Annotated in this window: 10 protein-coding genes and 1 pseudogene; 4 read left to right on the top strand and 7 right to left on the bottom strand. The window is 39.5% G+C overall.

Annotation, left to right across the window (positions count from 1 at the left end; all coding sequences use genetic code 11):
• Positions 1 to 138 precede the first annotated feature (138 nt).
• Complete coding sequence (locus B4F91_RS11650; RefSeq protein ID WP_286739886.1) at positions 139 to 990, bottom strand: alpha/beta hydrolase; 852 nt, start codon at positions 988 to 990, stop codon at positions 139 to 141.
• Positions 991 to 1,570: 580 nt separating this feature from the next.
• Here B4F91_RS11650 and B4F91_RS11645 point away from each other — a divergent pair.
• Positions 1,571 to 2,860, top strand: coding sequence for an alkaline phosphatase (locus B4F91_RS11645; protein ID WP_054981946.1), 1,290 nt, complete (start codon positions 1,571 to 1,573; stop codon positions 2,858 to 2,860).
• Positions 2,861 to 2,924: 64 nt separating this feature from the next.
• Here the strand turns inward: B4F91_RS11645 and B4F91_RS11640 are convergent, their stop codons facing one another.
• The 5 genes from B4F91_RS11640 to B4F91_RS11620 all read right to left on the bottom strand — a co-directional run bounded on the left by B4F91_RS11640 (position 2,925) and on the right by B4F91_RS11620 (position 10,161).
• Positions 2,925 to 3,254, bottom strand: coding sequence for a hypothetical protein (locus tag B4F91_RS11640; RefSeq protein ID WP_055254155.1), 330 nt, complete (start codon positions 3,252 to 3,254; stop codon positions 2,925 to 2,927).
• A 68-nt stretch (positions 3,255 to 3,322) separates the two neighbouring features.
• The gene (gene tsaB, locus B4F91_RS11635) at positions 3,323 to 4,027 is read right to left on the bottom strand and encodes a tRNA (adenosine(37)-N6)-threonylcarbamoyltransferase complex dimerization subunit type 1 TsaB (RefSeq protein WP_273588509.1); all 705 of its coding nucleotides are present in this window, start codon (positions 4,025 to 4,027) and stop codon (positions 3,323 to 3,325) included.
• Positions 4,028 to 4,036: 9 nt separating this feature from the next.
• On the bottom strand, positions 4,037 to 5,953 hold the full coding sequence (locus B4F91_RS11630; RefSeq protein WP_286938430.1) for an ATP-dependent DNA helicase: 1,917 nt from the start codon (positions 5,951 to 5,953) through the stop codon (positions 4,037 to 4,039).
• Between the two features lie 98 nt (positions 5,954 to 6,051).
• On the bottom strand, positions 6,052 to 7,905 hold the full coding sequence (locus B4F91_RS11625) for a M20/M25/M40 family metallo-hydrolase (RefSeq protein WP_371370607.1): 1,854 nt from the start codon (positions 7,903 to 7,905) through the stop codon (positions 6,052 to 6,054).
• Positions 7,906 to 7,980: 75 nt separating this feature from the next.
• The gene (locus tag B4F91_RS11620) at positions 7,981 to 10,161 is read right to left on the bottom strand and encodes a M4 family metallopeptidase (RefSeq protein WP_096042988.1); all 2,181 of its coding nucleotides are present in this window, start codon (positions 10,159 to 10,161) and stop codon (positions 7,981 to 7,983) included.
• Positions 10,162 to 10,664: 503 nt separating this feature from the next.
• Here B4F91_RS11620 and B4F91_RS11615 point away from each other — a divergent pair.
• Together B4F91_RS11615 and B4F91_RS11610 are read left to right on the top strand one after the other, a co-directional pair.
• Positions 10,665 to 11,948 (top strand): cation:proton antiporter, encoded by a 1,284-nt coding sequence (locus B4F91_RS11615; protein ID WP_004586375.1) that lies wholly within the window; start codon positions 10,665 to 10,667, stop codon positions 11,946 to 11,948.
• A gap of 133 nt (positions 11,949 to 12,081) precedes the next feature.
• Positions 12,082 to 14,019: a cytochrome c/FTR1 family iron permease gene (locus B4F91_RS11610; protein WP_257125173.1), complete on the top strand. Its 1,938-nt coding sequence runs from the start codon at positions 12,082 to 12,084 to the stop codon at positions 14,017 to 14,019.
• Positions 14,020 to 14,077: 58 nt separating this feature from the next.
• On the opposite strand, the gene B4F91_RS11605 is transcribed toward B4F91_RS11610, so the two are convergent.
• Complete coding sequence (locus tag B4F91_RS11605; protein WP_286938431.1) at positions 14,078 to 14,326, bottom strand: hypothetical protein; 249 nt, start codon at positions 14,324 to 14,326, stop codon at positions 14,078 to 14,080.
• A gap of 435 nt (positions 14,327 to 14,761) precedes the next feature.
• On the opposite strand from B4F91_RS11605, the pseudogene hisG reads away from it, so the two are divergent.
• Positions 14,762 to 15,075, top strand: a pseudogene (gene hisG / locus B4F91_RS11600) (ATP phosphoribosyltransferase); the annotation flags it as partial.

The raw sequence follows: 15,075 nt of genomic DNA, 5'->3' as shown, positions 1-15,075 counted from the left end.
TTTTTACTCTTTTTTTTTCCCTTTTTTTTCTTTTTTTTTTATTTTTTTTTTTATTATCTTTAATAAAAGAAAGGCACTTTAACAATTGAGCAAATACTCTAATGCAGAAATAATCCCACATTTGGCGCTAATTTACAATTAACATGCACCATTTTGCAGCATAAAGGCTTGAATATGCTCAAAACATAACCCACTGCTTTGCATATGGCAATGATGCCCGCCATCTACATTAATTACCTTCAAGTTGTTGTAATAGCTAATATACTTGGCCAAATTTTGTTTTACAAACGAATAACCTTGGTTACCTAAAATTAATTGGCTTGGTGCAATTAATTGTTTTATTGCACCAATACATTGCGCTTCATCAAACCTAAAACCTGAGTGATTTTTAAGCTTAGGGTCTGTTGTTAACTCATACCCTAGTTCACTTTGCTTAATATTACGACTCATCAATAAGGTGATCAGTTCGTTATTTAAATCTGTTGTATTTGCACGCGCTTCAATAATCGCTGATTGCGATTTATAAACGCGCTTTTTTTTATTGTAGGCGCGCTCTCTGTTCAGTATCGCCCCTTTTAATTGCTCACATACTTCATCACTGGGGGTTGTAACACAGCCAATCCCTTCAATAAAGGTAACTGAATGCACATACTCACTAAAACAACTTGCAAATAAACCCGCCACCATTGCGCCCATTGAATGGCCGACTAAATGTACCTTTTTTGCCCCTAAGCTCTTTATAAGTTGGTACACATCGTCAATATAATCAACAAAATAATAATGAGCGTCCTGTGCACGCCAATCAGATAGCCCATGCCCAGCAAAGTCAACACAATACCAAGTATGCTGCGGATTAACCTTATCCAACATAGGTGTAAAACTATTACTGTTATCTAGCCACCCATGCAAGGCTATAACCAGCTCATCGCCAGTGCCTTTTTGTAAGCCACGCAATGTTATATTTCTTGTTTTTATTTCAAATGGCTGCAACAGACACCTCTTTTTAACGTGCGACATTATTTATAACATACTAGTTGTCAGACCTCTAATACCAAAAGTTTTTATATTTTTTATATTTATAAAGACCACTTTATTTGTAAGGTTAACTTTTGAATTTAAATTATGTATTTAATTTCAACAACTTAAAATATTTTAAGTTTCATTAATTCAATAAATAATTACAAACAGAGCTTAAATACTCTTCAGGTAGGTAATGTATACCACTATATTCATTACATTATAATTAACATAACCTAAAAAAATGGCTGTATTGTTTTAGTGACAATTAGCCAAACCTGTTTATATACTTTGCTTTTTATTCTTACTTCATTTCATTATTATACGAGGGCGTATTGAACTTTGTGGATTGAAATTTGTTCAATCTACGGGCGGTTAAATCCTGTTACGAGGTTTGTAACCTTGTGGGCTGAGTAAAAACCTAGCAAAAAACTTAATCGCCTTAGAAAGAATTTTTGGGCAGCACATGTTTGGTATTTATGCTGCAAATTCAACACGCCGTAACCATATACAATTGTGGTGCTATTTAAACAGCACATTCATAGGGATAAAAATGAAAAACCAACTTAGCTTATTAGCGCTTTTATGTGCATCTACCAGTGTTTATGCAAGCGATGCACCTAAAAATGTAATTTATATGATTGGTGACGGGATGGGTCCTGCCTATACAACCGCTTATCGTTATTTTAAAGATGATCCAACCACCAAGCAGATTGAAACAACCGTATTTGATACTATTTTAACAGGCATGGCGCGTACTTACCCTGACGATCACACTTATGTTACCGACAGTGCTGCAGGTGCAACCGCACTGAGTAGCGGCCACAAAAGTTATAATGGTGCTATTGCAGTCGATACAGACAAAAAGCCTGTTAAAACCATGCTAGAAATAGCAAAAGAACGCGGTATGACAACGGCATTAGTCGCTACCTCGCAAATTAACCATGCCACCCCAGCTAGTTTTGCTACACATAACGAATCACGTCGAAATTACGATGCCATTGCTAATGAATACATAGATAACAAAATTGCCGGTAAACTCCCTGTTGATTTAATGCTAGGCGGCGGTACGCAGTATTTTATTAGAGAAGACCGTAACCTCGTTGATGAATTTAAAGCAGCTGGTTATCAATATAGCGATGATATAAAAAACCTTGGTCAGATTACGCAAGTACCGGCACTTGGCTTATACGCCCCAATGGGCCTGCCGTTTGCGCTTGATGCTAATTCAAACCACTTAACGCAACTAACAGCTAAAGCATTTGATTTACTCGACGGCCAAAATAAAGACGGCTTTTTTGTCATGATTGAAGGCAGCCAAATTGATTGGTGTGGACATGCTAACGATGTAGCCTGTGCCATGGCCGAAATGGATGACTTTGCACAGTCGATTGAAAAAGCAAAAGCCTATATTGATAAAAACCCTGATACTTTATTAGTGGTTACTGCAGATCATTCAACTGGTGGGTTAACCCTCGGTGCGCACGGACAATATAAGTGGGATACAGAAGTTATTAAAGGCGTTAAAGCAACAGCCGTTGAGCTAACAAAGCAATTACTCGCTGCTGATGACCTAGAGCCTATTTGGCGCGCCAACACAGGTATTGAATATACACCGGCTAATAAAGTAAAACTTGAACAAGCGAAAAAAATGGGCGAAACAGCGCTTAATTTAGCCATTAAAAGTATTATTAGTGATGCCAGCTTTACTGGTTGGACAACAGGCGGACACACCGCTGTAGATGTACAAGTATTTGCCTACGGTAAAGGCAGTGAACACTTTAACGGTGCTCAAAATAATACAGATATTGCCGATAAACTAATTGGCTTTATTAAACAGTAGCCATAAGCTTACGCAAAAAGCCCGAACCTGTGTTCGGGCTTTTTATTTTTTACTGTTACTGGGGCTAAGCGTATATATCGACGCCTATTAAATCTTGTACTTCGGCGCGACGCTCTAAATTTGCAAATTCAGTATATGTTGAAATTGCTTTACTCACCGTTGGGCTTGGTTGGTCATAAATAGTTTGGCTGTACTTTGCGTTACTAGTGTTTTGACTAAAGTATTGATTAGCAAGCTCTACACCCGCTTTACTAGTTTTTACATAATCTGTGTTTGTTTTTTGACTGGCGCTATCATCCGCTAAACCTTGTGGTTTAGAGGGTAAAATTTTTGTAGAGGTAACCTTTGCAGGAATATCTCCAGTAAAAAAACCAGCGCCAATTGGCAAAGTCATAGATAACTTCCAACAATAAACATATTAAAAATTATGATTTAAAAACACCCAATTTGCAACTCTTGTGCTTATTCGCGACCCGGTAGTTTTTTCCATGTTACTGTATCGCGCACATATTTAGGTTGCGCATCACTTGCTTTAACAACCTCGCCCTTCAAAAAGCCCGTGTCTACATGGCTAAGCATATAGCGAGCATCTGGCAAAGTAATGGCTGTATTTATGGTTATATTGCTAACGTTTTTAAGTGCATCAGGGTAACTTTTAAATCCCGTGCCAACGGCAATCGCGTGTAAATCTTCACTGCTTATGTGCTCTTTGCTTAATAAATCAGGTTTTATAACACACTCTTCATTTACCAACTCCATGCGTGCGTTATTTACCTGGTATTGGGCAAAATAAATTTCTCCCATGCGCGCATCTATAGCTGAATACACTACTGGTGCCTGCGTTTGTTCGTACGCTTGCTGGGCCATAATTGCCAAGGTTGATACGCCCACTAATGGTAAATTGGCTGAATAAGCTAACCCTTGTGCAATAGCAACACTAATGCGTACACCGGTAAAGCTACCTGGCCCTTGGCCAAAGCCAATAACGTCTAAGTCTTTTAATTTACACTGTGCTTTATTAAGAAGCTCATCAACTAAAGGGAGTATTTTTTGACTATGTTGCTGTGGGCATTCTTCAAAATGATGAAATGTTTGGCCCTCAAAGTGTAAAACTATAGATAACGCTTCGGTTGAGGCGTCTAGGGCAAGAATATTACTTTTAATCATTTTAGTACTCTAGTTAATGTGTTTTAAAAATGTGTTTGCATCTTCTAAGCTTCGCGTGCGGCGCATCGGCGGTAAGCTTTTTAAAAATACTTGGCCATATTGGCGCGTTACTAATCGGTTGTCGCAAATAACCAGCACGCCTTTATCTTTGTTATCTCGTATTAAACGCCCCACGCCCTGCTTGAGCGCTATAACAGCTTGCGGTAACTGTATATGAGCAAACGGGTCTTTGCCTTGCATTTGGCAATCTTGCATTTTGGCTTGCAGTAATGGGTCATCCGGTGCTGCAAAAGGTAACTTGTCAATAATAACACAGCTTAGCGTGCTACCACGTACATCAACCCCTTCCCAGAACGAGGCAGTACCTAACAATACCGCATTACCATGGCGCGTAAATTTTTCCAGTATTATACGCTTAGACATTTGCCCTTGCATATAAACTGGGTAGTCCATTTGTGTGGTTAAACCCTCAGCCACCAAATGCATCATTCGGTAACTTGTAAACAGCACAAAGCAACGCCCTTTAGCCGATTTAATCAGCTCTAGGGTTAATTTTATAATTGCATGAGGCATATTCTCTGCATGCGATTCTGGCAAATATCGTGGTAAGCATAAAAGCGCCTGATTAGGATAATCAAAGGGGCTATCAACCATCATACTTTGCGCAGGAGTAATACCTAAGCTTGCATTAAAGTGATCGAGCTTATTATCAACCGATAACGTGGCTGAGGTAAATACAAACCCTGCGCCGGTGTCTTTCATCATTTGAGCAAATTTAGCAGAGACATTAAGGGGCGTAATATTAACCGTTAAATAGCGCCGCGTGGTTTCGTACCAATAGCTAAAGCCCGTTTGTGCAGTATCAAAAACACGCTCTAAATGACCTTTAAACGCTAAAGTGCGCTCAAACGGGTGCTCTATTTTATCACTTCGCTCTAGGCACAGTTTTAATACCTGATAAACAAAGTCTAAATCGCTAATTACCCGATGCAGCGCTGCGCAAATTAATTTATCACTGAGCTTTTCGCGCCAATCTCCTCGGCTACCATCTACACCAAACTGTAAACGTAAATCAGCCACACTGGTTTCTAGCTTATTAAGGCTTTTGCCAAGCTGCAGCATATCGGGAATTTCTGCACGGTAAATAGCGCGTAAATCGTTAATTAAATCCACCAGCTTTTTAGTGCTAATACTTTCACCAAAGTAGTCACTGGCAATTTCGCTAAGCTGGTGTGCTTCGTCAAAAATATAAGCGTCGGCGGTGGGCATAAGTTCGGCAAAACCGGAGTCTTTTACTGCCATATCAGCAAAAAATAAATGATGGTTTATAACCACTACATCCGCTTCGGCTGCATTCAAACGCGCTTTGCGTATATAACATGATTGAAAGTCTGGACACTCTTTGCCTAAACAATTATCGGCTGTCGAATTAACATAAGGCAGTACCTTGGCATCTTCTTCAATACCAATACAATCAGCTAAATCACCCGAGTGTGTTTCACTGGCAAATTTTGCAACCATAGCAAGTTGATGCATTACATCAGGATCGTCTGTTGGTACATGGGCTACATGTTGATTTAGCCTATAAGTGCACAGATAATTAGCGCGCCCTTTTAATAATGCGGTTTTTTTAGATGCATTAAGTGCTTTTACTAGCTGAGGTAAATCGCGGTGGTATAACTGCTCTTGCAAGGCCTTAGAGCCTGTTGAGATAATTGTTTTACCCTTAGATTTAAGGGCAGGCGCTAAATAGGCAAACGTTTTACCTGTACCAGTGCCCGCTTCAACCACTAACTGCGTGCTATTTTTTAATGCATCGTTAACGGCAACGGCCATATCAATTTGAGGTTGGCGAGGCGTGTATCCATCTAAAGATAACGCTAACGGCCCGGTTGCACTAAACAGCTGTTTGATAATACCAGTCACTTTACAAAAAATAATAGCGAGATTTTACGTAAGCCTGGCTATAAGGGCAAGCCAATTGAAATTAGAATTTTGTAAAGGGGCTCACACCCCTTTACACGTTATTGTGCATTTATTGATAACGTGACATTGCTGGCATTGCTATACCCTTTTAAATCGATATACCAATTACCTGTTTGTGGCGCAGAAAACGAACAGGTTTCGCTATTGCCATTTTTATATGGCCTGCACAAGTACTCAGAATCACTAGAAGGAGTGCCAAAGTTTACATATAAATCAGCATCGCCACTGCCACCAGACATTGTTATATCTAATGATGCGTACTGCGTATTTAAACTTTGGCTAAAGCGCTGCCAGCTCCCAGCAGAAACATTTATGTTTGTAATGCTCCGATTGATAGGCTCAATACTCCCCCCTTCATTGTAACTTCCGGTTAGGGATACATTTTCTATCGCATTCCATGCGTGTACCATCACATAGTAAACTCCTTCACTAGAGGGATTAATATCGCAACGTTCATTACTACTTGAGGTAGTGCTTTTACAATCATAATCGTTCAGCGTAGGTGCTTGATTGTAGCGTACATATAAGTCTGCATCGCCTGTGCCCCCAGTCGTAATAAAATTTAAATTGCTCGCACTTTGTGGCACAGCTAATGTGTAAATAAACTGCTCTTTTGCAACCCCTGTGATCCCACTAAGTGTTTGCCCATTGGTTAATTGGTTATTAGTAGGAGGCGCGGTATCGCCGGCATTTTTAGCCATTTCGGCAACATAACTTACTGCCAACTTGGCGAATTTACTGGCATGTTGAGCATCAAACTGGTTATCGTTTTGGGTGTGAATAAGCGGGTTTATATCGCCCATTTTTGATTCAAAAGGCATAGAGGCTGCAAACCCTTGCTGATACCATGACGCATGATCAGAACAACCATAACCACACTGATCAAATCCATAATTTAATTGCGGTAAGTAGGTATCTAAAAGCGCTGCTAAAAACTGATTTTGTGCATTGTTAGTGTAATCAGTCATCATAACTATATCTTCAAGGCTGCCATTATTGCCTGTCATATCAAACTGCACCATGCCCACTACATTTTTACCCTGCGATTGGTAGCTGCTTGCAATATCACTTGAACCTTTAAGGCCAACTTCTTCCGCTGCAAACGCCATAATTTGAATCGTACGCTGTGGTTTGTAATTAGTTTGTACAATCGCGCGCAGCGCCTCTGATAGCACAGCAATGCCTGAGGCGTTATCATCAGCACCAGGTGAGCGTCCATTGCTTGGGTTTGACTGATTTATCGAATCAAGGTGGCCGCCAATAATAACAATTTCATCTGCTTTTTCATTGCCTTCAATTGTCACTATAACCGACGATTGCGCCCAATTATGCGGGTAAGTTGCAATGCTAATATCACTGCGACTTTGCGCTATTTGTTGCCAATATGTGTTTAACCAATTTGCAGCATCTATCCCTGTTTGTGAGGTGTAATAACGATTATTAAAACTGGTTAAAGAGTTAACAGTGCTATCGAGGTTAACGGTGCTAATTGATGACATTAAATTTTGTACTGTTTGTTCGTTATCAATAGAATAACTAAATGCTAATGTATTTTGTATAGTATGCGCCGCGGCTAATTGTGTTGCGTAACTGCTCGCCTCTTGCCATGAATCATGTGCCACAAACCCACCGCACCGATTATAATTGTGGTGCATAAATTCGCTTAGATTATTTACCTGATCAGCAGGTATATTCACCAAGTCTATATTTTCAAGCGCACTTGTTGAGCGCTGTGCAAAGGGCAATCTTTGCACTAATCCATGCTGGGTATACTCATAATGTGCCGCTGCAGTTGAATCTATGCTTACCCACACTTTGTTTGTTTCACTTTGAGCTACAACGCCCATTGTAGTAAATAAGCACAGTGCACTTAGTAGTTTAAAAGGTTTCATTGGTATTCCTTATAATTGGCAATACTGGTATCCATAAAATTAAAAAAAGGGGCACTAGGCCCCTGGTATCAATGTTTAATTAGCAGACACACTCAGTGTTACTCCGCTTGCATTACTGTACCCTCTTAAATCTAGGTACCATGTACCTGATTGTGGGTTATCAAACGAACACGTTTCACTGTTGCCATTTTTATAAGGTCTACACAAATAAGTTGACGTACTCGACGCTGAACCATAATTTACATAAAGATCGGCATCGCCACTTCCACCAGAAATAGTAACGGTTAAACTACTATAGCCCGCTCCTAAGTCTTGAGTAAATCGAGCCCAGCTATTAGTTGAAACACTAATATTAGACTCGGTTCTGTTAATCGGTGTGACACCTCCTGTTGAATTGTTAAAACTCCCAGTAAGCGATACATCAGCTATAGCATTCCATGCTTCTACCATTACATAGTAGGTGCCTGCTTGAACGTTCGAAATACTGCAGTTTTCGGTGCTTGAAGAGGTGGTACTTTTACAGTCATACGTATTCAGTGTTGGTTTACTTCCAAACATTACATATAAATCTGCATCGCCCGAGCCACCAGCGGTATTAAACTCAAGATCTGTTGCCCCCGCTGGTACATCGAGTGTAAAAAACATCTGCGCTTTTGCAGAGCCGCTGATCCCCGTACGTGCCACTTTATTTGTTAACGCCTCATCCGTAGGCACAGGCGTGCTCGAGCAATCGCTCCCTGCACTTAGGTTTGAACTAACTCCCACTGCCGCCAATGCAGCTTGTACATCGCTTGGGTTGTAATTTAAGTCACACGCAGCGTCCATAACGCCGTTACCAGCTAAATCCCAATTTGTACTCGCACTCCAATAAAGCTGATTCGCACGTGCCATGACTACAAATGCTTTTTTAGTATCCCAGCCGGATGTAGTAGCAAGGTTATAAAATGCTTTGTTAAATACACCCGAGCTATAGTGCACATCCATGCCAGAGGTATAACTACCTTGATTATCTATAGAGCGTCCATCCTGTGATGGGTTATTCATATAGCGAAGCGCGCCATTGCCTTTAAAAATATCTTGCCCGACTAACCAATCGTTAGTGCCTTTCATGTAATACTCAGCCGCTTCACCAGCCATATCAGAAAAAGCTTCATTTAAGCCACCCGACTTACCGCTGTAAATTAAGCCAGAATTCTGTTCGGTAAAGCCATGGCTTACCTCATGCGCCGATACATCAAGGCTTACGAGTGGGTAAAAAGTGCTTTGCCCATCGCCAAAGGTCATTGCGCTGCCATCCCAAAATGCATTTTCATAATTACTTGAATAATGTACGCGCATTTTTAACTGAAAACTTAGCGGTGGCGACCCCACCCAGTCGTTATACATATTAAAAATAACGTTACCAAAATAATGAGCATCGTTAAGCGGCGAATAAGCCCCATTTATCTCTTTTACTGTATTCTCAGGGCAAGTAAATGAATGGGCAGCAGAGCCACTTGTGCCGCCATTGAGATTTATAGTTCTTACATTGGCATTATCCATAACACAGGTGTTACCAGATTGAGACACATCTAGGTTGCTAAAGTCAGTACCGTAAATGTATTTACCTGTTTTGAGATTCCCCCCTGGTCCCGTAGCATCAGCATGTTGTAAGTTATCGTAGCTGAGCAAAACCTCACCGGTATTAGCATCGATTATTTGATAAGGACGTGATGGCGATTTGCCGTAGGTTACATACGATACTTCATACACCAAATGCGCCTTACTTTGTTGATCAACCCAAATCGCTAACCTTGATTTCTCATTGTGTTTTTTTAAGCCTTTAGTTTTTGCAGCTATGCCTACATTTTGGCTTTGAAGCATGGCTTGTTTTACAGATAATTTAGCGCTTACATCGTTTATATCGCCTTCAATATCGTACACCGCAGCGCCATGGGCTTTTTTAAGCATGCCATTTTTAAATGTAAGGCTTAAAGTGTCACCAATTACTGGTAAACCTTGATATGTTTGCTGATAACGGCGAGTTACTTCACCGTTATTACTTATAAACTCTTTTAATACAACTAACTCGTTCCTTACACTTAACCCAATCAAGTCTTTAGGGCTAGTAAATAAAATGGATGCCGAATTTGATTGCATCATGTTATTTAAAGCCGTTTGTTGATTTAGGTATTTCTTGTTCGCAGCTACTGCATCTGTTGCTTGAACCAAGGTTAAAGCAGCAAAAGTTGCTAATGTGATTTTTGATAAATTCACGTTTACGCTCCGTCAAAATATTTAGTTTGTAGTGGATTTGTATTAACCGGAACTACTTGTACCCGATTGAGGATCAAGCTTATGTTACAAATTTGAGTTATGAAAATTAAACATTTAATTTACAAGTAAAGTATTAGGAAACGTAAGAACAACAGAAATTACAGTAGGTTAAAAAACACACAAAATCAGTAAAACCTTAAACAGATACAAATTGTATACATATATTTACACTAAATTACACTATTACACCCGCAAAATAGCCGCGTTTACTTTATTAAATTAACGGCATTAATCAGCCATTACGTTGCCTAGGCAACCTCATGTTAATCTCTTCATTACAAGCAATAACACCAGTAAATTTGCATTAACTATATGTCTCCTAAAGACATAAAAAAAGTGCTAAAAGCCCCATAAATACTGTGACACAGCCTAGTCACAGGAGTAATATACGGCTCGTTTAATTCGCTCTTTTTTGTTCTCTAAAAAAAATTTAAGGTTAGCCAATGAATGCTTGGTATCTCATTTGTTTTCTCTCTGCTATCGCAATTTTTATTGCTTATGCAAACCAGTATGTTCTTAAAATGCAAACAACGATTGCTATAACAACGGGCTCGGTTGTTATATCGTTGTTATTAATTATTTCAGTTAAGTTATTAGGCGATACAACTGCATTAGAAATGACGCAAATTGTAGCCAGTATTAATTTTAATGAATTGCTTTTAAAAGGCATGCTTGGATTTTTGTTATTTGCAGGTGCTTTAGAAATTAACCTGTTGGCACTGCGTAAACAACGATGGGAAATAACCGCTTTAGTTTTGTTCTCTACCGTAGTCTCTACTTTTTTAATTGGCTATTTAAGTTTTTATATTTTTGCCGCACTTGGCTGGCCCGTCCCTTTTATTTATTGTTTACTTTTTGGCGCCTTAATAAGCCCAACCGATCCAATTGCTGTACTGGCAATTATTAAACAATTACGCGCCCCTGAAGGTATTTCGGTACAGGTAGAAGGCGAGTCTTTATTTAACGATGGTATTGGTTTGGTAATTTTTACTACGCTGTTTTCTGTTGCATTTTTTGGCACCGATGCCAACCCAGCCGACATTGCAGAGCTGTTTTTTGTTGATGCCATAGGCGGGATCGTGTTTGGCTTAGCAATGGCCCTTGTGGGTCACTTTTTAATTATTAACTGTAAAGATGTAAATATACGCCTATTAATAACCTTAACCATTCCAACTGCGGGTTTTGCCGCTGCCAATGTATGGGAAATATCTGGTGCGCTTGCCATGGTAACCAGTGGTATTATTTTAGGTAATATTACTCGCGCAAAAGCAACCGAGCGCACAGGGCCTGAAAACACGCGCTATATTAAAGACTTTTGGCACGCCACCGACAGCTTTTTAAACGCTTTGTTGTTTTTGATTATTGGTATGCTGATTGTCACTATGCCAGTAACAATGGGTGAAATTGGCTTAGGCCTTGTTATGATCCCTGCTATTTTATTAGCACGTTTTATTAGTGTTGGTGCACCATTTGTAATATTTAAGCGCTTTAAAAACTACGACAAACACAGCGTTAAAATTTTAACTTGGGGTGGTTTACGTGGCGGTTTAGCATTAGCTATGGCTGCAGCTATTCCTCGTGATCAAGTATTTATATCAGGCAGTGATCTGCATGATTTAATCGTTATTGTGACCTATGTTGTGGTTATATTTTCTATTATTGTGCAAGGTTTAACTATCTCTCCTCTCATTCAAAGTAGTATTAAATCTGCCGAGCAAAGTCACTAAGTTTTCTTTATTAAACCCGCAGCCTATTCACTGCGGGTTAGTTATTTATGGGGGATTATTTTTAGCACGGTTTTATTTATTTTAAGCGTAATAAAAATAGTTTTAATTTTAAATGTTTTTTATAGGGCTAATTATGTCCAGTAAGTATACAAGTGCTTTTTCGTTATTTTATGGCATTACACGTCGCCACGTTTTTCTCTTTCCTTTGTTCTTACTCACTTTTTTTTGTTTTTCTGCTTTTGCCTCTACGCCTGCCGAGCAAGCTAAAATTAAACAAATATCACAACTTGCAGAATACGTAGGGGTTGATTACGTTGGCGCGGTGCAAAAAGGCGAGGTAGTCAGTAAAGACGAATTTCAAGAAATGTCTGAGTTTGCAAATTTAATAAGCACGCTAGCCACACAGTTAAGCAGTGCTAATAATCAATACAGTCATATAAAAATACAAGCTGGCGCCTTACATAACGCCATTATAAATAAACAAAGCGTACAAAGTGTTCGTGCTGCCAGCTCAAAGCTTAGGCAGTCTCTGCGTGAATTTATGCCGCAGCTTTCTTTGCCTTCATCTTTATTACCCCTAAAACAAACAAAGGCACTTTTTTCAGAAAACTGCTCTATGTGCCATGGCATAAATGGACAAGGTGATGGACCACTTGCTAAAGGTTTAATACCACAGCCCACCAACTTTACGGATAAAGAGCGAGCCACAAATCGCACAATTATGGGATTATATGAAGCTGTATCCAATGGCATAGACGATACGCCAATGGTTGCTTTTAGCCAATTTAATGAGCAACAACGTTGGTCACTCGCCTTTTATGTAGGAAGTTTAGCTTTTCAAGATATAACTAAGCCGCAACACAATAACCAGACAATCAGCACTTCAGACATCATTAATCTTAACCCTGCGCAGCTTTCACAAAAACAATCCCCTGCCCAAGTTCAATTTATTAAGTGGCTGCGCGGTAATCCAGAACACTTATTTAAAAACAAAGCTCAGCCACTTAGCGTTGCACGCTCGCAACTTATTGCAGCGCAAAATGCACATGCTAATGGTGAATATGCAAAAGCCAGCGAACTGGCTATCAGTGCCTATTTAGATGGTTTTGAGCTGATAGAAAATAACTTAAATGCATACGATGAAAGCTTGCGTAAAAACATTGAAGTACAATTGATGAACTTACGTAACACATTCAAAAATGAAAAAAACACCGAGCTTGTCGGTGCGCAAGTTAATGCTGTACTTGCACAATTAACAAAAGCAAACAACCTACTTAATGACACCACACTCAGCGATGGCGCCTTGCTATCAGCCAGTTTAGTTATTTTGCTGCGCGAAGGCCTAGAGGCACTATTAGTTGTTATTGCGCTAATGACGGTGCTTATAAAAACCAAACGCCAGGATGCGCTTAAATACGTTCATATTGGCTGGGTAATGGCCCTCATAGCAGGTGGTTTAACATGGGCAGCAGCGCAAACATTAATACAAATAAGTGGTGCCAGCCGCGAAGTAATGGAAGGGATAGGCGCCTTATTTGCAGCTATTATTTTGCTATATGTTGGGGTATGGATGCACAGTAAAACCAGTGCTCAGCAGTGGCAGGCATATATTCAGCAAAATATTAATACGCGATTAGAGTCTGGCACACTATGGGGGCTCGCGGGCCTCTCGTTTATAGCGGTATATCGTGAAGTGTTCGAAACGGTATTATTTTATCAGTCGTTATTAACGCAAAGCTCGCAAGCACAGTATTCATCGGTTGCGATGGGCTTTGCACTGGGTGTGGGTTTATTAGCGCTTATAGCATGGGTGTTAGTTAAATATTCGATTAAGTTACCTATTGCTAAGTTTTTTGCCTATACAACTTATTTATTATTTGCACTTGCCTTTGTATTAATGGGTAAAGCTGTCATTGCATTACAAGAGGCTGATTTAGTCGCGATTAGTGTAATGCCGATAAACTTTGACATTACACTACTGGGTTTAAAATCTACGTGGCAAGGCTTTATAGCGCAACTTACCGTTGTAGTTATATTTAGCTTTTACATTATTAAAGCTAAAAAACGCTAGCAAACACATCCTTAATAGTAAAAAGTTGTGCGTGGCTTTTTGCTATTAAGGGTTTAGATCATACCCATGTATCTAAATGTTTATTCCCTTGATCATCTACAGTAATTGCTTTTTCATTAGCTGCACTTGCACTTTTTTTGCCCTGCGCCTGCGCTAATCTTTTTTTGTTGAGTGTCTGCTTTTTTTCATTTTCAAGCTTAATTTTTTGCGCTTGTGGCATATTTTGCACACCTGCAATATGAAATGTACTTTTAGGCTCAAGCTCTAACCGCGAAATTTTCCCTAAAAAAGGGATCATTATATCCATAGCCCCCTCCTTAACTTGTTTATTAAAAATTAGATAAATTGACCAATAAAGCCCAATTTGCCTACAATTTAAACATTAAAACAACTAAAAATACTGTTTAGCTCTCAATATTATCGGCAGTTATAAGATATGCTTTAATTTGGTAAAAAAAAACTTGCCTAAGCTAGGCGGTTTATGTTTTTATGAATGCGAAATTTATTGAAACAGATTAAAGCTTAACGCTCACTAAATAGCGGTAAGTAAAATAGGATACAAAAATGCGCTTAAACCTGACAATAGTACATCATCACCACCATTCACCGGAATAACCTGTCAGGTCTTTCGCTGAGAGGTTATTCCTAAAAGGAACCTCTGGCGATTCAAAACACATTGATTCATTTTCGCCCTGAGGTTCCCCTCGGGGTTTTTAGTTTTTAAATTAAAGGAAAATGAATAATGAGTAACACAAATCGTCTACGTATCGCCATCCAAAAAGGCGGTCGCCTGTCTAAAGATTGTCAAGATTTACTAAAGCAACTAGGTGTTAAATTAAACCTACGTGAGCAACGCTTAATTGCACACTCAACTAATATGCCAATTGACGTACTACGCGTGCGCGATGACGATATTCCGGGCTTAGTAATGGACGGTGTTTGTGATTTAGGTATTGTTGGCGAAAACGTACTAGTAGAAGTACAAGCCGAACGTGAACGCCAAGGTGTACCAAGCGAAGTTAGCAAACTAGCAAAACTAGACTTTGGTTACTGCCG

The sequence above is a fragment of the Pseudoalteromonas sp. UBA6610 genome, from assembly GCF_002433295.1.
In the GTDB taxonomy this organism is placed as follows: Bacteria; Pseudomonadota; Gammaproteobacteria; order Enterobacterales; family Alteromonadaceae; genus Pseudoalteromonas; species Pseudoalteromonas atlantica.
The sequence above is the reverse complement of the archived record's forward strand: the minus strand, read 5'-3'. Positions and strand labels throughout refer to the sequence as shown.